This window comes from Rhizobium rhododendri (assembly GCF_007000325.2).
GTDB lineage: Bacteria > Pseudomonadota > Alphaproteobacteria > Rhizobiales > Rhizobiaceae > Rhizobium > Rhizobium rhododendri.
Genome location: NZ_CP117267.1, coordinates 3,271,499 through 3,287,500 on the forward strand (window position 1 = coordinate 3,271,499; position 16,002 = coordinate 3,287,500).

General features: G+C 61.5%; 18 protein-coding genes (1 of these 18 running past the window's edge). 6 read left to right on the forward strand and 12 right to left on the reverse strand.

All coding sequences use genetic code 11. The annotated features are described in order from the left end of the window. The first annotated feature begins 16 nt into the window (after window positions 1-16). Entirely contained in the window at window positions 17-1,315 is a 1,299-nt protein-coding gene (locus tag PR018_RS15815) for a glycosyltransferase family 87 protein (RefSeq protein WP_142828659.1), read from the forward strand. Here the strand turns inward: PR018_RS15815 and coaA are convergent. The 7 genes from coaA to hisB are packed head-to-tail and all read right to left on the reverse strand — an operon-like array spanning window position 1,203 to window position 5,869. Then, window positions 1,203-2,198, reverse strand: a complete 996-nt coding sequence (gene coaA / locus PR018_RS15820) for a type I pantothenate kinase (protein ID WP_142828657.1) — start codon at window positions 2,196-2,198, stop codon at window positions 1,203-1,205. The genes PR018_RS15815 and coaA overlap by 113 nt on opposite strands. After that, on the reverse strand, window positions 2,195-2,518 hold the full coding sequence (locus PR018_RS15825) for a phosphoribosyl-ATP diphosphatase (RefSeq protein ID WP_142828655.1): 324 nt from the start codon (window positions 2,516-2,518) through the stop codon (window positions 2,195-2,197). The genes coaA and PR018_RS15825 overlap by 4 nt, the downstream gene beginning before the upstream one ends. A 19-nt stretch (window positions 2,519-2,537) precedes the next feature. Continuing rightward, complete coding sequence (hisF, locus tag PR018_RS15830; RefSeq protein ID WP_142828653.1) at window positions 2,538-3,326, reverse strand: imidazole glycerol phosphate synthase subunit HisF; 789 nt, start codon at window positions 3,324-3,326, stop codon at window positions 2,538-2,540. Then, entirely contained in the window at window positions 3,323-4,072 is a 750-nt protein-coding gene (hisA, locus tag PR018_RS15835; RefSeq protein WP_142828651.1) for a 1-(5-phosphoribosyl)-5-[(5-phosphoribosylamino)methylideneamino]imidazole-4-carboxamide isomerase, read from the reverse strand. Before hisA ends, hisF begins: the two co-directional genes overlap by 4 nt. Before the next feature lie 28 nt (window positions 4,073-4,100). Continuing rightward, window positions 4,101-4,751: an imidazole glycerol phosphate synthase subunit HisH gene (gene hisH, locus PR018_RS15840; protein WP_142828649.1), complete on the reverse strand. Its 651-nt coding sequence runs from the start codon at window positions 4,749-4,751 to the stop codon at window positions 4,101-4,103. 3 nt (window positions 4,752-4,754) lie between these two features. Continuing rightward, a complete protein-coding gene (locus PR018_RS15845; protein ID WP_142828647.1) occupies window positions 4,755-5,234 on the reverse strand; it encodes a DUF2628 domain-containing protein in 480 nt (159 codons plus the stop codon). 26 nt (window positions 5,235-5,260) lie between these two features. Beyond that, window positions 5,261-5,869, reverse strand: a complete 609-nt coding sequence (gene hisB / locus PR018_RS15850) for an imidazoleglycerol-phosphate dehydratase HisB (RefSeq protein ID WP_142828809.1) — start codon at window positions 5,867-5,869, stop codon at window positions 5,261-5,263. A gap of 211 nt (window positions 5,870-6,080) precedes the next feature. On the opposite strand from hisB, the gene hslV reads away from it, so the two are divergent. The 4 genes from hslV (at window position 6,081) to PR018_RS15870 (ending at window position 9,743) form a co-directional block, all read left to right on the forward strand. Next, window positions 6,081-6,611: an ATP-dependent protease subunit HslV gene (gene hslV / locus PR018_RS15855; RefSeq protein ID WP_142828645.1), complete on the forward strand. Its 531-nt coding sequence runs from the start codon at window positions 6,081-6,083 to the stop codon at window positions 6,609-6,611. Between the two features lie 46 nt (window positions 6,612-6,657). Further along, the gene (hslU, locus tag PR018_RS15860) at window positions 6,658-7,965 is read left to right on the forward strand and encodes an ATP-dependent protease ATPase subunit HslU (RefSeq protein ID WP_142828644.1); all 1,308 of its coding nucleotides are present in this window, start codon (window positions 6,658-6,660) and stop codon (window positions 7,963-7,965) included. 161 nt (window positions 7,966-8,126) lie between these two features. Beyond that, entirely contained in the window at window positions 8,127-8,495 is a 369-nt protein-coding gene (locus tag PR018_RS15865) for a hypothetical protein (RefSeq protein ID WP_142828642.1), read from the forward strand. 294 nt (window positions 8,496-8,789) lie between these two features. Beyond that, entirely contained in the window at window positions 8,790-9,743 is a 954-nt protein-coding gene (locus tag PR018_RS15870) for a DUF1402 family protein (RefSeq protein ID WP_142828640.1), read from the forward strand. A gap of 193 nt (window positions 9,744-9,936) precedes the next feature. Here PR018_RS15870 and PR018_RS15875 read toward each other — a convergent pair whose 3' ends face one another. Continuing rightward, window positions 9,937-10,611, reverse strand: coding sequence for a L,D-transpeptidase (locus PR018_RS15875; RefSeq protein WP_142828638.1), 675 nt, complete (start codon window positions 10,609-10,611; stop codon window positions 9,937-9,939). Between the two features lie 174 nt (window positions 10,612-10,785). Between PR018_RS15875 and PR018_RS15880 the strand changes: the two genes are divergently transcribed. Beyond that, window positions 10,786-11,274: an MmcB family DNA repair protein gene (locus PR018_RS15880; RefSeq protein WP_142828636.1), complete on the forward strand. Its 489-nt coding sequence runs from the start codon at window positions 10,786-10,788 to the stop codon at window positions 11,272-11,274. Between the two features lie 4 nt (window positions 11,275-11,278). Here PR018_RS15880 and PR018_RS15885 read toward each other — a convergent pair whose 3' ends face one another. From PR018_RS15885 to lhpI, 4 genes are all read right to left on the reverse strand, one after another. After that, window positions 11,279-11,860, reverse strand: coding sequence for an ActR/PrrA/RegA family redox response regulator transcription factor (locus tag PR018_RS15885; RefSeq protein WP_142828634.1), 582 nt, complete (start codon window positions 11,858-11,860; stop codon window positions 11,279-11,281). Window positions 11,861-11,944: 84 nt separating this feature from the next. Next, on the reverse strand, window positions 11,945-13,255 hold the full coding sequence (locus PR018_RS15890; RefSeq protein WP_142828632.1) for an ActS/PrrB/RegB family redox-sensitive histidine kinase: 1,311 nt from the start codon (window positions 13,253-13,255) through the stop codon (window positions 11,945-11,947). A 28-nt stretch (window positions 13,256-13,283) separates the two neighbouring features. Next, the gene (hrpB, locus tag PR018_RS15895; RefSeq protein ID WP_142828630.1) at window positions 13,284-15,749 is read right to left on the reverse strand and encodes an ATP-dependent helicase HrpB; all 2,466 of its coding nucleotides are present in this window, start codon (window positions 15,747-15,749) and stop codon (window positions 13,284-13,286) included. Beyond that, on the reverse strand, window positions 15,746-16,002 hold the final stretch of the coding sequence (lhpI, locus tag PR018_RS15900) for a bifunctional Delta(1)-pyrroline-2-carboxylate/Delta(1)-piperideine-2-carboxylate reductase (protein WP_142828628.1). The gene runs 697 nt beyond the window's last position; only the last 257 of its 954 coding nucleotides appear in the window; the start codon falls outside the window, past its right edge; the stop codon is at window positions 15,746-15,748. The genes hrpB and lhpI overlap by 4 nt, the downstream gene beginning before the upstream one ends.

Consider the following 16,002-nt stretch of genomic DNA (forward strand, 5'->3'; position numbering starts at 1 on the left):
ACCCGGGGACCTCGACATGACTGACAGACATGCATTTGCGCGGGGACTCGCCGTGTATGTCGTGGTCTTAGGCCTGTATCTCGGTGTCCGACAACTTTTCCTTTTATGGACGTTAGACGCGCACGGCCTTTCCGAGGTTTCGCAGAAATTACCGTACTGGGATTTCACCAATCTCTGGGGCGGTGCCGTCTTGGCGCTCAGGGGACAGGTTGCCGATCTCTTCAATGTCGATATTTATAGGCATGACTTGAGGGCCTTGATATCACCGTTCATGCCGGACCAGGAATGGAGTTACCCGCCGTCCTTCCTGCTGTTGGGTCTGCCGCTTGCCGGTTTACCGCTGCTGCCCGCCTATCTCGTCTGGACATTTGCAACATTGTTGCTGCTGTTCGCCTCCCTGCAAATGCTCTCGCTTCCACTATGGGTGCGCCTTCTAGTCATCATATCTCCGGCCGCTGTGATGAACGTGATATTTGGTCAAAACGGCGCGCTAACCGCTGCCTTGCTGCTATCCGGACTGCTACTCGCGCCGTCTCGACCCGTCATTGCGGGCATTATCCTTGGTCTGCTGACAGTAAAACCACAGATAGGGCTATTGGTACCGTTCTGCCTGCTGGCAAGCGGAAACTACCGCTCCATCGTCGCCGCAGCCGTGACCGCCTCGTTTCTGGCCGTGATGGCAGGTGCCGTATTCGGCTTGGAAAGCTGGGTGCTGTTTTTCACCAAGACGCGGCCGATGATGACCGCAATCCTCGAGGCGCCATACCCGCAAGGCTATCAAAGCAACGGTATGACGTCATTTCTGCTCTCCCGATCGCTGGGATTGGGGGTCGGCGCTGCCTATGCGGTCCAAGCCGTCTTTTCCGCTGCCAGCATCGCGGCGGCATGTTGGCTTTGGCGGCCACGCCTCCGCGTCGATCATGCCACGCGCGCCTGTCTCACGGCGGTTCTGGCGATCGTCGCCACCCCTTACGGGTATGTTTACGATGCAATACCGCTGAGCGCCGCGGCGGCGCTGTTCTTCTGCAAACGTCGGGAACCGACCATCTTGTTGGGGGTCGCCTGGTTTTACCCGCTGGTCAATCATATCCTCGTCCGGAGCCTGCCACTGATCGGCGTCCTCGTGCCGACGATTGTTGCCGCCTGGACATGCTGGAATATCTGGAGGGACGAACGCCGGATTGGCGATTGTCCGGACACCGCTAAAGTTTGCGGAGAGCCACCTGTTCGATCAGATGATCCTGACCCTTGCGCAGGATCAGGTCCGCCCGCGGCCGCGTCGGCAGGATATTCTGTCGCAGGTTCCGCAAATTGATGTTCTTCCAGAGGCCTTCGGCGGTCAGGAGAGCCTCTTCCTCGGTGATCGACGCATAGCGGTGGAAAAACGAGTTCGGGTCACGGAAGGCCGTTTCACGCAATTTCATGAAGCGTCGCACGTACCATTTGCGGACCAGCTTTTCGTCCGCGTCGATGTAGATCGAAAAGTCGAAGAAGTCCGACACCATCGGCACGATCTTCCCGTCGGCCGGCAGATGCCGGGACTGCAGCACGTTTATGCCTTCGAAGATCAGGATGTCCGGACAGTCGACGATCTTGAATTCGTTGGGTAGCACATCGTAGACCAGATGCGAGTAGCAGGGAGCCGCCACATTGGGCCGGCCGGCCTTGATCGCCGACAGGAAGCGCAGCAGCGCCCCGGTGTCGTAGCTGTCGGGAAAGCCCTTGCGCTGCATCAGGTTGCGCCGCTGCAATTCCGCATTGGGGTGCAGAAATCCGTCCGTGGTGATCAGGTCGACCTTAGGGCTGGACGGCCAGCGGCCAAGCAGTTCCTTCAGGATACGCGCCGTCGTCGATTTGCCGACGGCGACCGAGCCCGCGATGCCGATAACGAAAGGCGTCTTGGCGACATTTTCGAGGCTGAGAAAGCGATTTCGCTGTTCAAACAGGATTTGCGACGATTCGACGTGGGCCGAAAGCAGCCGGGATACGGACAAATAGATGCGCCGGACCTCGTCGAGATCGATCGGATCGCCCATCGACCGCAGTCTGTCGACTTCGTCGGCCGTCAGGGTCAACGGCGTATCGGCGCGAAACTTCGCCCACTCCCCGGACGAGAAGAAATGATAGGGCGAATAGGCGTTGGCCTGAAAATGGTCCAGCGGTTCGGGCGCAGATGCGGGCTTGCTGAGTGACGTCATGAGCTCTGCCGACCGGCCTTTTCAGTGAGGCCGGATTGCAGAGTGCGTCTTTCAAGCTCGGCTAGAACGTCATTGAGAGGGATCTCGGCGATTTTCAGCACCACCATCAGATGGTACAGGAGATCAGCGGCCTCATAGGTGAGGTTCTCGCGATCGTTGACAACGGCAGCCATCACCGCCTCGATTGCCTCTTCACCGAGCTTCTTGGCAGCCTTTGCCTGGCCTCCGGCGACGAGCTTGGCAGTCCAGGATTCATCGGAGCCCGCCCGAGAGCGCTGGTCGACGATCTTTTCCAGATCGGAAAGGGTAAATCCGCTCATTTCGCCTCGTTTCCCCCGGTCAGTCGAGCCGCATGGCTATGCCATGCTTCGACATATAGCGCTTTGCCTCGCCGATCGAATAGGTGCCGAAGTGAAAAATCGATGCTGCCAGAACGGCAGTGGCGTGACCTTCTGTGACGCCGGCAACAAGGTCGTCCAGCGTGCCGACGCCGCCGGATGCAATGACCGGCACGCGCACGGCATCGGCAATCGCCCGCGTCAACTCCAGATCGTAGCCACTCTTCGTGCCGTCCCGATCCATAGACGTTACCAGCAGTTCGCCGGCGCCGCGTTCCACCATGCGCGCAGCAAATTCAACCGCATCGATGCCTGTCGCATTGCGCCCACCATGGGTATAGATCTCCCAGGCGCTCACATTATCCTGGCCGACGCCCTGGCTGCGGCGACGCTTGGCATCGATCGAGACGACGATGCACTGGTTGCCGAATTTGTCTGCGGCTTGCGCGACGAAATCCGGATTTGCAACGGCGGCGGAGTTGATCGCCACCTTGTCGGCACCCGCCAGTAGTAGCCGGCGAATATCGGAGACGGCGCGGACACCGCCGCCGACGGTGAGCGGCATGAAGCAATGCTCTGCCGTCTGAGCCACAACATCGAAAATGGTATCGCGACCGTCGGAAGAGGCGGTGATATCGAGAAAGCAAAGTTCGTCGGCACCGGCCGCGTCATAGGCCTTGGCGGCTTCGACGGGATCGCCGGCATCGATTAGGTCGACGAAATTGACACCCTTGACGACGCGTCCGTCTTTGACGTCGAGGCATGGGATGATGCGCGCCTTGAGGGTCAAAGTGCCACCTCCGTGGTGCGAGCATCCTTGATCAGCCTGAGCGCTTCGGTCGGATCTATCCGTCCATCGTAAAGCGCTCGGCCGGAAATCGCGCCTTCGAGCTTGGCTGCGTCCGGTTGCAGCATGCGCCGGATGTCGTCGATCGACGCCAGGCCGCCGGAGGCAATCACGGGGATGGAAACTGCCCCGGCCAGTTCTAGTGTCGATGGCCAGTTGATGCCGGCGAGAATGCCGTCGCGGTCGATGTCCGTGTAGATGATCGCGGCGACGCCAGCGCCTTCAAATTTCCGGGCGAGGTCTATGACGCCGAGTTCCGAGGCTTCGGCCCAGCCCTCGACAGCTACCTTGCCACCCTTGGCGTCGATGCCGACCGCGACTTGGCCCGGAAACTTGCGGCAAGCTTCGATGACCAGCGCCGGATCGCGCACTGCAACGGTTCCAAGAATGACGCGGGCGAGACCGCGCGAAAGCCAGCTTTCGATATGGTCCAGCGTCCGGATGCCGCCGCCGAGTTGCACCGGATTACTGGTCGCTTTGAGAATGGCATCGACAGCGTCGCCGTTGACGCTCTTGCCTGCAAACGCACCGTTGAGATCGACCACGTGCAACCACTCGAAACCCTGGTCCTGGAAGGTCTTTGCCTGTGCTGCCGGGTCCGGATTATAGACAGTTGCCTGGTCCATGTCGCCGAGCTTCAGCCGCACGCACTGGCCGTCCTTGAGGTCGATGGCGGGAAAAAGGATCATCGTGTCGGTCCGTTCAGGGCGCGCGCCATCAGGGCTGCCAGCGCAGGAAATTGGAAATCAGGGTAAGGCCGAGCGTCTGGCTCTTCTCGGGGTGGAACTGGGCCCCCACCATATTGTCCCGCCCGACGAAAGCCGTCATCGCGCCGCCGTAGTTCGTGGTGGCGATGATGTCACCGTCGTCAGTCGCTGCCAGGTGGTAGGAATGCACGAAATAGGCATGCAGGCCGTCCTGCCCCGTCTTTATGCCGTCGAACAGCGCATGCGGACGACGCAGGTCGAGCGTGTTCCAGCCGATCTGCGGGATTTTCAGCGATGGATCGGATGGCGTCATTTCCACGACGTCGCCCTTGATCCAGCCGAGACCTTGCGTGGTGGTCTTCTCCAGCCCGCGCGACGACATCAGCTGCATGCCGACGCAAATGCCGAAGAAAGGCCGAGCCCTATGTTCGACGGCTTCCGTCAGCGCCTCGGACATGCCGTCCACGGCGCCAAGCCCGCGGCGGCAATCGGCGTAAGCGCCAACGCCCGGCAGCACGATCCTGTCGGCAGAGGCGACGCGCTCGGCCTTGTCGGTCAGCTCGATCTCAGCGTCGATGCCAATTTCTCGGGCAGCGCGCTCGAAGGCCTTAGTGGCGGAGCGCAGGTTGCCCGAGCCGTAGTCGATAATGACAACGCGCATTGCTCAGCGTCCTCCGTCGTAGCCGATGAGGCCGAGGGCAGCACCCTTGTGGGGGTTGCCTGCAGAGTTTTCTCGAATATCCCAGCGTGCAGCGCGGATATCCTCCGGCACTTCCTCCGAAAGGCCACTGAAATAGATATCTTCGGCCTCGGCGAGATTGCGCGCCGACACCAGGCCACCGGCAACGAAGCCTTTGGCCAAAAGGCGGCTGGCAAACAGCATTCGCCCTTCAACTGCAGAGAGGACACTGACCGCAAGCAGCAGCGACACTCCGGCAGCCCAGAGAGCGGGCGTCCGCATCAATTCCATCCCGATGCCCTGCAGAAGCAAGGCGCCTATCCCGAGCAGCCAGAAACGATGGCAGAACAGCCAGATGCCGGGAAAGAAGAACGCGGTCAGCGAAAAGCCATCGCGTACGAAGCGCGTTTTCTCGTGATCTCTGCCCGGTCCGCTCTCGGGTGTCAGAACTATAAAACTCGCCATCGGGGCGCTCCGCTAAAAATTCCGGTTCAGGCGAGGGTGCCCTTGGTCGATGGCACGCGACCCGCCTGGCGGGGATCAATCTCGGTGGCCGTCCGCAATGCACGGGCCACGGCCTTGAAGCAGGTTTCAGCGATATGATGGTTGTTGGCGCCATAGTGGTTGAGAATATGCAACGTGATGCCGGCGTTCTGTGCCAGTGCCTGGAAAAACTCGCGCACTAGTTCTGTGTCGAAGCTTCCGATCTTCGGCGCACTGAACTGCACGTTCCAGACGAGGAAGGGTCGGCCGGAGAGATCGACGGCGGCCTTGGTCATCGTCTCGTCCATGGCAAGATCGATCGAGGCGTAGCGGGTGATGCCCCGCCGGTCGCCCAGCGCCTTGGAGATCGCCTGGCCGATGGCAATACCGGTGTCCTCGACAGCATGATGATCGTCGACGTGGAGATCGCCTTTGGTCTCGATTTCCATGTCGATTAGCGAATGGCGCGATAGCTGGTCGAGCATATGGTCGAAGAACCCGACGCCTGTCGAGATTTTCGAAGCGCCGGTGCCGTCGAGGTTGACGGTAACCGAAACCGAGGTCTCGTTGGTCGCGCGGGAAATACTCGCCGTGCGGTTGGCTGCGGTGTCTGCCATGGCCTGCTCCATCGGATAATGGCCGTCCATATCAGCCACATGCGAAAATATCCAGAAGTTCCCGCACGACGGGCGCGCCTTTGCCGCGTGAGGCGAACCGGAACCGAAAAGAGTGATATTTGCAATCGCCGGAAGCCCACTTACATAGGCTTCAACAGGGCCGATGCGCGGCCCACTGAAACCGCCCGATCATCGGGCAGACAGGTGCTTTATGACAACGATTATTACCGTCCGGAAGGGCAACCAGGTGGTCATGGCAGGCGACGGACAGGTCAGCCTCGGCCAGACCATAATGAAAGGCAACGCTCGCAAGGTCCGTCGCATCGGCAAGGACGGCGAGGTCATCGCCGGTTTTGCCGGCGCCACAGCCGATGCCTTCACGCTGCTGGACCGCCTGGAGAAGAAGCTCGAACAATATCCGGGCCAGCTGATGCGCGCTGCCGTCGAACTTGCCAAGGATTGGCGGACAGACAAGTACCTGCGCAATCTCGAAGCGATGATGCTGGTCGCCGACAAGACCACCACCCTGGCGCTGACCGGCAACGGCGACGTACTGGAGCCGGAACATGGCACCGTCGCTATCGGCTCCGGTGGCAACTATGCGTTTGCCGCCGCTCGCGCGCTGATGGACACGGACAAGTCGGCCGAGGAGATCGCCCGCCGCGCGCTCGATATCGCCGCCGACATCTGCGTCTACACCAACCACAGCATTGTCATCGAATCGATCAATTCCGACGCCTGAGTTTTCTCTCCTGATCGTTTCCAGCCCCCGATGGGAAAGCAGTACAATGAACAATTTCTCCCCCCGCGAGATCGTCTCCGAACTCGACCGTTACATTATTGGCCAGCATGAGGCCAAGCGCGCCGTCGCAATCGCGCTCCGCAATCGCTGGCGTCGCCAGCAGCTGGAGCCCGACCTGCGCGATGAAGTCATGCCGAAGAACATCCTGATGATCGGACCGACTGGTGTCGGCAAGACGGAAATCTCCCGTCGCCTCGCCAAGCTTGCCGGTGCGCCCTTCATCAAGGTGGAAGCCACGAAGTTCACCGAAGTCGGCTATGTTGGCCGCGACGTCGAGCAGATCATCCGTGACCTCGTCGAGGTCGGCATCGGCCTGGTGCGCGAGAAGATGCGTGCCGAGGTGGAATCGAAGGCCCACATGAGCGCCGAGGAACGTGTGCTCGACGCTCTCGTCGGCGCCACTGCTTCGCCGGCCACCCGCGAAAGCTTCCGCAAGAAGCTGCGGGACGGTGAACTCGACGACAAGGAAATCGACATCGAAATCGCCGATACTGCTTCCGCCGGTTCGGGTTTCGAAATTCCCGGCATGCCCGGCGCCAATATCGGCGTTCTCAACCTGTCTGAAATGTTCGGCAAGGCCATGGGCAACAAGACCAAGAAGGTCCGCACCACGGTCAAGGCTTCCTACGCCGATCTTATACGGGATGAATCTGACAAGCTGGTCGATAATGAAGTTGTCCAGCGAGAAGCGGTACGCTCGGCCGAGAACGACGGTATCGTTTTCCTCGACGAGATCGACAAGATCGCTACCCGTGAGGGCGGCATCGGCGCGGGGGTGTCCCGCGAAGGCGTCCAGCGCGATCTGCTGCCGCTGGTAGAAGGCACCACCGTATCGACGAAGTATGGACCTGTGAAAACGGACCATATCCTGTTTATCGCATCGGGCGCCTTCCATGTCTCCAAACCATCGGACCTGCTGCCCGAACTCCAGGGTCGCTTGCCGATCCGCGTCGAGCTTAAGCCGCTCAGCAAAGACGACATGCGCCGCATCCTGACCGAGACGGAGGCAAGCCTCATCCGCCAGTACAAGGCGCTGATGGACACCGAAGGCTTCTCACTCGATTTCACCGATGACGCGCTCGACGCGTTGGCGGATGTCGCTGTACACCTGAACTCTTCGGTCGAGAATATCGGTGCCCGTCGCCTCCAGACTGTGATGGAGCGCGTGCTGGACGACATCTCCTACAATGCACCTGATCGCGGCGGTGCGTCGCTCACTATCGACGCGGCCTATGTTCAGAAACACGTCGGCGATCTCGCCGCCAACACCGATCTGTCGCGTTACATCCTTTAGCGCCAGCGCTGCCCTCGGTCCCCTCCTTGTGTCGGGATCGGGGTCCCACGATGAACGCGGCATTCATCGGCCATTAAGCTAAATGAAATATATTAGTCACTATGAGTTGGCTTAGATTCGTTGGGTTCAGGCCCAGTTCCCGAGCCTTCGTGGAGGTGGCAATGTTTAAGAAGACCGTTCTATCAATGCTGATCCTGGCGTCGGTCGCCGGAGGCGCGCTTAGCACCGCAAGCACTGCCGAAGCCCAATACCGCCGTCCTCCGCAGGACGATGGCTGGGACCGTGGCCCGCCACCCCCGCAGCGGCGCCATCACCACAATAACAATGGCGGCATCATTGCCGGTGGCATCGCCGCCGGCGTACTTGGCGGCCTGATCGGCGGCGCTTTGGCCAATGGCAACGACGGTGGTTATGGTTACGCACCGCCGCCCCCACCTCCGCCGCAGCCCCGCTGCTGGTTCGAGGATCGCCCGGTTCAGAACCAGTATGACGACGGCTGGCACCGGGAACAGATCCGCGTCTGCAACTAAGGTCGCGCTTTCGCAGCGCCGCACAGACGCATCGATATCCAGTTTGTAATAAACGAGGGACGCGACCTGACATGCTGCAGGTCGCGTCCTTTCTGTTTGACAGACTTTCGGCGTCCGCAGTCACCCTGACGTTATTCCTGGCTTTTCCAACCATGACCCCTCGACACCGGGCCGTTAACTTTTTAGGTGATGGTCAGTTTCCTTGGGGCTTCAGCGTCGGGTCGGCATTATTCGGCCAAGATTGTGATCCACGCCTCCGGAAAGACCGATGAACCTTCGACGGGGCAGCCAATCGTGCGACGCATTCTCATTTCCCTTCTGGTTGCTGTCCTGAGCCTTGGCGCTATCCCTGCCAAGGCTGCCGGCATCCTCACTGTACCGCCCGGCAACCGCAATGCCGAGCAGCCGGACATTCCAGGCGCCTCGGTTCGCCGCACCAAGGGCACCAATTCCAGTTTCGATCGCAAGTACCAGAAGGTCCGCCAGTTGCTGGCAACCGATACAAAGCTGATGTCGAAGATCAAGGCCGTGTCGCGCGCTTATGGCATCGATCCCATCCATGTTGTCGGGGCACTCGTCGGCGAGCATACCTATAATGTCGATGCCTATGATGGTCTGCAGTCCTACTACGTCAAGGCTGCTTCCTACGCCGGCGAAAGCTTCAAGTTCGCCTACAATGGCGAGAACGTCGATGATTTCGTCGCCCGTCCACAGTTTGCCAAGTGCAACGGAAAAAGCGATTCCTACAGCCTCTGGACATGCCGCGAGGATGTCTGGAACGACGCCTTCAAGGGAAAAACCGTCGACGGAAAATCTTTTCCCAACAATCGCTTCAGCGCCGTATTCTTCCAGCCCTTCTACGCTGGCCAGACCTTTGGCCTCGGCCAGATCAATCCACTGACGGCACTGATGCTGTCTGACATGGTGTCGCGAACATCAGGCATCCCGAAGCTCGACGAGCGCAAGGCCGGCGATGTCTATCACGCCATCATGGATCCGGATATCTCGCTCGCCTTCGTTGCCGCCGCTGCCCGCCGCTCGATAGACGACTACCGCTCGATCGCCGGCATGGATATTTCCGGCAACCCGGGCCTCACCGCCACCCTCTATAATGTAGGAAATTCCCGTCAGCGCGCCACGGCCCTTGCCGCGCGCAACAGGGGCGCCAGCCAGCCTGTCTGGCCTGAAGAGAATTATTACGGCTGGCTGATCAACGACAAGCTGGATGATCTGAAGTCGCTGCTTTAATCTCTGCGCGACCCCGCACGCAAATCAGCGAGTTGAGCCAGCGGCGTTTTTCCCTGAGCGTCGATCTTTGCGAGGCCAGTGACACTGGCTGCGAAAAGGGAACAGTCATACTGCCCCCGCGACCCGATCCATACCAATAAAAAAGGCTGCCGGAAGTTATCCGGCAGCCGCTGATGTCGATGAGATGTGAAATCTACTGGATGACGACGACTTTGGTCGTATGGCCCGGGAGGACGCGGCTGTAGAGATCGATGACGTCCTGGTTGATCAGGCGAATGCAGCCCGAAGATGCTGCCGTACCGATGGATGCCCATTCCGGCGTTCCGTGCAGGCGGAACAAGGTGTCCTGGCCCTTGTCGTTGTAGAGATACATTGCACGGGCGCCGAGCGGGTTTTCGAGGCCTGGATTCATGCCGCCTTCAACAAACTTGGCGATTTCCGGCCGGCGCTCTGCCATTTCCTTCGGCGGGTGCCAATTTGGCCATTCCTGCTTCCAGGCAACGTAGGCGTTGCCCGACCAGGCAAAGCCAGCCTTGCCGACGCTGATGCCGTAGCGCATGGCCTGGCCATCCGGCAGGATGTAATAGAGATGACGTTCGCGGGTGTTAACGATGATCGTGCCCGGCGATTCCGTTGTCTGATAGCTGATGATCTGGCGGCGGAACTCCGGCTTGACCTTCTGGATCGGGATAGCAGGAAGCGAGAAGCCAGAATCCTGGGTGACCCCGTAGTCGCCGTCAAACGTCTTCAGCGTTTCGACCGAAGAGCTAGGCGCGGTAATCGGCGCAGCCATCGCTGTGGAAGAATAGCCGGCCGCGGCAAACGCCGCGACAAGGCCCAATACAGTCATTGCATTGCTGAAGCGCATGGGGGTCTCTCGATTTTGTGTCCGGAATTCAGGGTTTTGCCAACCATCTCTGGGAAGGTTTATTTTCGATATCACCGCATTGCAAGCAAACGCGTCGCACAAATAATCGTGTGAGCCGCGATTTGGGAACCCATGGTTTTTTTGCAACAAAACTTGGTCTAGACTGGTTAAATCATGACGATTCTCAGCCTATACAATAACAATCCGTTAATAGATGGTCGCCAGTCCGAGCGGGCGATGCTGGTGCGCAAGGGCGCCCAGCGCCTGCTCCACGAGATGAGGCATGCAGTCCTGCCGGAGTTGACGCTCGCCGGCGGCAGGCGGGCCGATCTCATCAGCCTCAGCGAAAAGGGCGAGATCTGGATCATCGAGATCAAGTCGTCCGTGGAGGACTTTCGCGTCGATCGGAAATGGCCGGACTACCGGCTGCAATGCGACCGCCTGTTCTTTGCCACGCACAAGGACGTGCCGCTCGATATCTTTCCGCAAGAATGCGGCCTGATCCTGTCCGACGGCTACGGCGCCCACATGGTGCGTGAGGCGCCTGAGCACAGGTTGCCGCCAACCACCCGCCGCGCCGTCACGCTCAATTTCTCGCGCGTCGCCGCTCAACGACTGCTCGCGGCAGAATGGGCAATCGGCAAACCGCTTCCGATCGAATAGCCCGCTATTTAGGCGCCCGCTTGGCCAGGATCCGCTGTAGCGTACGCCGATGCATATTGAGACGCCGCGCCGTCTCCGAAACGTTGCGCTCGCACATCTCGTAGACCCGCTGGATGTGTTCCCAGCGCACCCGGTCGGCTGACATCGGGTTTTCCGGCACGTCGGCCTTTCCGCCTGGCCTCTGCGTCAGCGCTGCATAAACATCGTCGGCGTCAGCCGGCTTGGAGAGATAGTCCACCGCACCAAGCTTCACGGCGGTGACGGCGGTAGCGATGTTGCCGTAGCCGGTTAGGACGATCACTCGGGTGTCGCCGCGGCGCTGCCGAATGGCTTCGATGACGTCGAGGCCGTTACCGTCGCCCAGCCGCAGGTCGATGACCGCATATTTCGGCGGGTGGGCCTTCGATTTCGTCACGCCTTCCGCAACGCTGTCGGCCGTTTCGACGAGAAAGCCGCGTGCTTCCATAGCCCGGGCGAGCCGCCTCAGAAACGGGCCGTCGTCGTCGACGATCAGCAGGCTCGGATCCGGGCCGATATCACCGTCGCTGGAGGCAAGTGTCTCGATGTCGTGGTCTAGATCTGTCATTCCGTGATCCCGGCGGTTTTCCGCCTGCATATATCCTGCGTGTATATATATAGCGTCGTGAGCACTGGTCATAAGCCCGTCGGCTCAGTTTGTCGAATTGCTTTCTATCAAGACACGAGGCCATTCGATGCGGATCCGTGCCCCTGAAGTCTCCGCCTCGCGGTTTCCAAATGTCAGGGTTGCGCCGGAGCGCTCCAGCAGTGTCTTTGCAATAAACAAGCCAAGCCCGAGACCGCCTGCGGCATCGTCACGCTGCCGTGTCGTTACATAGGGCTCACCGATGCGGGTCAAGATATCGGGCGCATAGCCGACCCCGTCGTCTTCAATGGTGATCGCCAGAGTTTCGGCATCGAACGCCACCGTGACAGTCACCATCTCGCGGGCATAGTCGACAGCATTTTCCACCAGGTTGCCGAGCCCGTACATGATCCCGGCATTCCGGTTGAGCACCGGTTCGCCGGCCCTGGCGGTCTCCTCGACCAGCGTCAGCTTGATTCCGAATTCGCGATGCGGGGCGAGAATTTCCTCCATCATCGATGATAGCGTCAGATAGCGCATATGCGCCTCGTTCTCCGCCGACAGCGTCGTAATCCGCCGCAGGATGTCGCGGCACCTCTCGCTCTGGCTGCGAAGCAGCGCCACGTCCTCCCGGTAACGCTCGTCGTGGCCGAGTTCCCGCTCCATCTCCTTGGCAACGATGCTGATCGTCGCCAGTGGCGTTCCGAGCTCGTGAGCCGCTGCCGCCGCCAGTCCGTCCAGCTGCGAAAGGTGCTTCTCCCGCTGCAGCACCAGCTCGGTCGCCGCCAGCGCATCGGCCAGCTGGCTCGCCTCCATGGAGACGCGATAGGCATAGAAGGCGGCGAAGGCCATTGTCGATGCGATGGAGCACCAGACGCCGAGTTGCATGACCTGGTTGATGGCGACGATGCCCCCGGCATACCAAGGGAGCGGGAAAGGCGAAAACGCAAGAGACGTGATCGCCACCATCGCCGCAAGGATCAGCGTCATGCTGTAGCGGATGGGCTGGGAAGCGAAGGAGATGATGACGGGCACGCACACCAGGATCGAAAACGGATTGGCAAGGCCGCCGGTGATGAACAGCAGGCCGCACAGCTGCAGCAGATCCAGCCCCAGAAGGGCGAAGGTGGCCGGCGCATCCAGCCGGTGCGTCGGCGGATAGCGCAACGTCAGGAACAGGTTGATCCAGGCAAGGCAGGCGATCAGCACGCAGCAGGGCAGCAAGGGTAGTGGAAACTGCAGCCAGAAGGCGACAATGGCCACCGTCGCGGCCTGGCCACCGACGGCAAGCCAGCGCAGGCGGACCAGCGTCTGCAGCCGCACGCGCCGGCTGGTGTGGTGATTGCCCGGCAAGAGGCTGTCATTTTCGGCAATCATGCTGCTCACTCCTTCACGGCGGATGCACTCAAGTGCCGCGCGGCTTCACGCGGGTGGTCGGCGCGGCGGCTGCCGGATCCTCGGGCCAGGGGTGGCGAGGATAGCGACCGCGCATGTCGGCGCGCACGTCCTTCCAGGTTCCGGCCCAGAAGCCCGGCAGATCGCGCGTCGTCTGGATCGGCCGGTGCGCCGGCGAGGTCAATTCCAGCACCAGCGGCAAACGTCCGCCGCCGATGGAGGGATGCTGGCGAAGCCCGAACAGCTCCTGAACCCGGATGGTCAGCAGCGGCTCCGTCCCATCGTAATGGATAGGGTGGCGCTGCCCCGTCGGCGCCTCGAAATGCGTCGGTGCCATCCGGCCGAGTTCCCGTTGTAAATCATGCGGCAGCAACGACATCAGCCCGTTCGATAGTCCGCCGGTGGAAATATCGGATAGCCCCCGTGCGTCGCCCTGATACGGTACGAACCAATCGGCGAGCCGGATGAGCAGGGCCTCGTCGCTCATGTCTGGCCAGGGCTCCCCGATCGTTCGGTGCAGAAAGCCGATCCGGTCGCGCAGCTGGGCGGCTTCCTTGGAGAAGGTGAGCACGCCAAGCCCGAGTTCGCGGATACCCTCTGCCAGCGCCGCAGCTACCTCGCGCGCGGAGGGACGCGGCAGGGGCGTCTCATCGAGGACAATGGCCCCGAGCCGCGTCACCCGCCGGGCCCGGACCTGCCGGCTCGTCTTGTCGAACAGGCATTGATCTTCGGTGACGATGCTATCCGGCAGCTCGGCTTCGACATCGCCGCGCGTAATCTCGGCAGCACTGAGAATCCGGCCCTGCGCGGCACGACCGGTAAGGTCCGCGACGACAAGCATCGTTGCACCCGACAGCCGCTCCGTCTCCGGCAGCTCGGCACCACGGCCATTGGCCATGACGAACCGGCCGCGACCGCCCCGCTGCAGGGCGATACGATCGGGAAAGGCGTGCAGCAGCAGCGTTCCGGCCATCACCGGTTCGCCGCCGCCTTTGCTGCCCCCGGCAGTTGCCACCAGTCTTGCCACCAGTCGTCGCGCCGCCTCGGCCCGCTCGCTTTTTTCACCCCGAAACCGCCGCAGCCGTTCCTCCAGGTCGATGCTTTGCCCTCCCAACCCCTGTTCGGTCAAAAGCACGGCCAGCATCGCCGCCTCGCGTGCCTGGCCGTTTCCGGCGGCTGAGATCACCATCGCCGCCAGGCGGGGTGGAAGTGCCATCGCCCGCATCGTCCGGCCGCGTGCGGTAAGCCCGTTAGCGTGATCGAGCCCTCCCAGTTGCCTGAGCAAGCTCCGCGCCTCGAAAAGCGTCCCGGCCGGCGGCTGATCGACGAAGGCGAGACTGCCGGGATCCTCGACGCCCCAGTGGGCAAGGTCGAGCGCCAGACTTGAAAGATCGCTGGAGAGTATCTGCGGCGGTGTAAACGCCGGCAGCGCCGCCGTCTGGCCGGGATGCCAGAGCCGGATTGCAATACCCGGCTCCGTCCGTCCGGCACGTCCCGCTCGCTGGTCTGCCGAGGCGCGAGACACCCGCACCGTTTCCAGCCGGGTGATGCCGGTCGCCGGCTCGAAGACGCCCAGCCGCTGCAGGCCGCTGTCGATCACAACGCGCACGCCGTCGATGGTAATCGACGTTTCGGCGATCGAGGTCGCCAGCACGATCTTGCGCATCCCCGCCGCAGTCGGGCGGATCGCCGCGTCCTGCTCCTTCTGGCTGAGGTTCCCGAACAGCGGCGCTATCAGCGTCTCCGGCCCGAACCGTCCTTCCAGCCGCTCGGCGGTGCGGGTGATTTCCGCCTGGCCTGGCAGGAAGGCAAGGATCGAACCCTTTTCATCCCGGTGGGCAGCAACGATGGCGGCAGTGACACTGTCCTCGATCCGCTCGCCGGCAGGCCTGTCGCGGTAGCGCACATCAATCGGAAAGCTGCGTCCCATGCTCTCGATCACCGGCGGCTGGCCGAGCAGCTGTGCAACCCTCTCAATATCGAGCGTTGCCGACATCACCAGGATGCGTAGGTCGTCGCGCAAGGCAGACTGCACGTCGAGTGCCAGCGCCAGGCCGAAATCGGCATCCAGCGAGCGTTCGTGGAATTCGTCGAAGATGACAGTCGAAACGCCTGCGAGTTCGGGATCGTCGAGGACCATCCGCGCAAAGACGCCATCGGTGACCACCTCGATGCGCGTCCTTGCCGAAATCTTCGTGTCGAGCCGCATCCGGTAACCGACGGTGGCGCCAACCTCTTCACCGAGCAGCGATGCCATGCGCGCCGCCGCTGCCCTTGCCGCTAACCGCCTAGGCTCGAGCAGGATGATCCTGCCGTCTCCGCGCCACGGCTGATCCAGCAGATAAAGCGGCACAAGCGTCGTCTTGCCGGCGCCAGGCGGCGCCGAAAGAACCGCACGGCCGACGTCGCAAAGCGCCGTGCCGATCTCGGGCAGGACCTCGGAGACCGGCAGGATAGGAAGTGCCGTCCGCGTCATGCCGCCAGTTCGTCCTTCAGGGACTCGTAGGCGAGGATGGCGCCGGCCAGATCTTCGAGCGCCGCCCCGACAGATTTGAACAGTGTGATCTCGTTGTCGTCGCGGCGGCCCGGCTTTTCGCCACGCGCCAGTTCCGCCAGTTCTGCGCGGATCCCGTCGCGCGTCAGCACGCCGCTTGCAAGCGGCTGGACGATATCGCCCGCCTCGTGCGTCGCCCCGGCAAGCGTATCGACAAAGACAGAGGCGCGACGGA

Bases quoted from the DNA above. Each gene is read 5' to 3' on its own strand.
- PR018_RS15875 (WP_142828638.1), bottom strand. From the start codon at position 10,611: ATGCGCTTCAGCAATGCAATGACTGTATTGGGCCTTGTCGCGGCGTTT.
- PR018_RS15815 (WP_142828659.1), top strand. From the start codon at position 17: ATGACTGACAGACATGCATTTGCGCGGGGACTCGCCGTGTATGTCGTG.
- PR018_RS15825 (WP_142828655.1), bottom strand. From the start codon at position 2,518: ATGAGCGGATTTACCCTTTCCGATCTGGAAAAGATCGTCGACCAGCGC.
- hslU (WP_142828644.1), top strand. From the start codon at position 6,658: ATGAACAATTTCTCCCCCCGCGAGATCGTCTCCGAACTCGACCGTTAC.
- hslV (WP_142828645.1), top strand. From the start codon at position 6,081: ATGACAACGATTATTACCGTCCGGAAGGGCAACCAGGTGGTCATGGCA.
- hisB (WP_142828809.1), bottom strand. From the start codon at position 5,869: ATGGCAGACACCGCAGCCAACCGCACGGCGAGTATTTCCCGCGCGACC.
- PR018_RS15885 (WP_142828634.1), bottom strand. From the start codon at position 11,860: ATGACAGATCTAGACCACGACATCGAGACACTTGCCTCCAGCGACGGT.
- PR018_RS15880 (WP_142828636.1), top strand. From the start codon at position 10,786: ATGACGATTCTCAGCCTATACAATAACAATCCGTTAATAGATGGTCGC.
- hisA (WP_142828651.1), bottom strand. From the start codon at position 4,072: ATGATCCTTTTTCCCGCCATCGACCTCAAGGACGGCCAGTGCGTGCGG.
- PR018_RS15845 (WP_142828647.1), bottom strand. From the start codon at position 5,234: ATGGCGAGTTTTATAGTTCTGACACCCGAGAGCGGACCGGGCAGAGAT.
- coaA (WP_142828657.1), bottom strand. From the start codon at position 2,198: ATGACGTCACTCAGCAAGCCCGCATCTGCGCCCGAACCGCTGGACCAT.
- hisH (WP_142828649.1), bottom strand. From the start codon at position 4,751: ATGCGCGTTGTCATTATCGACTACGGCTCGGGCAACCTGCGCTCCGCC.
- PR018_RS15865 (WP_142828642.1), top strand. From the start codon at position 8,127: ATGTTTAAGAAGACCGTTCTATCAATGCTGATCCTGGCGTCGGTCGCC.
- hrpB (WP_142828630.1), bottom strand. From the start codon at position 15,749: ATGACGCGGACGGCACTTCCTATCCTGCCGGTCTCCGAGGTCCTGCCC.
- PR018_RS15890 (WP_142828632.1), bottom strand. From the start codon at position 13,255: ATGATTGCCGAAAATGACAGCCTCTTGCCGGGCAATCACCACACCAGC.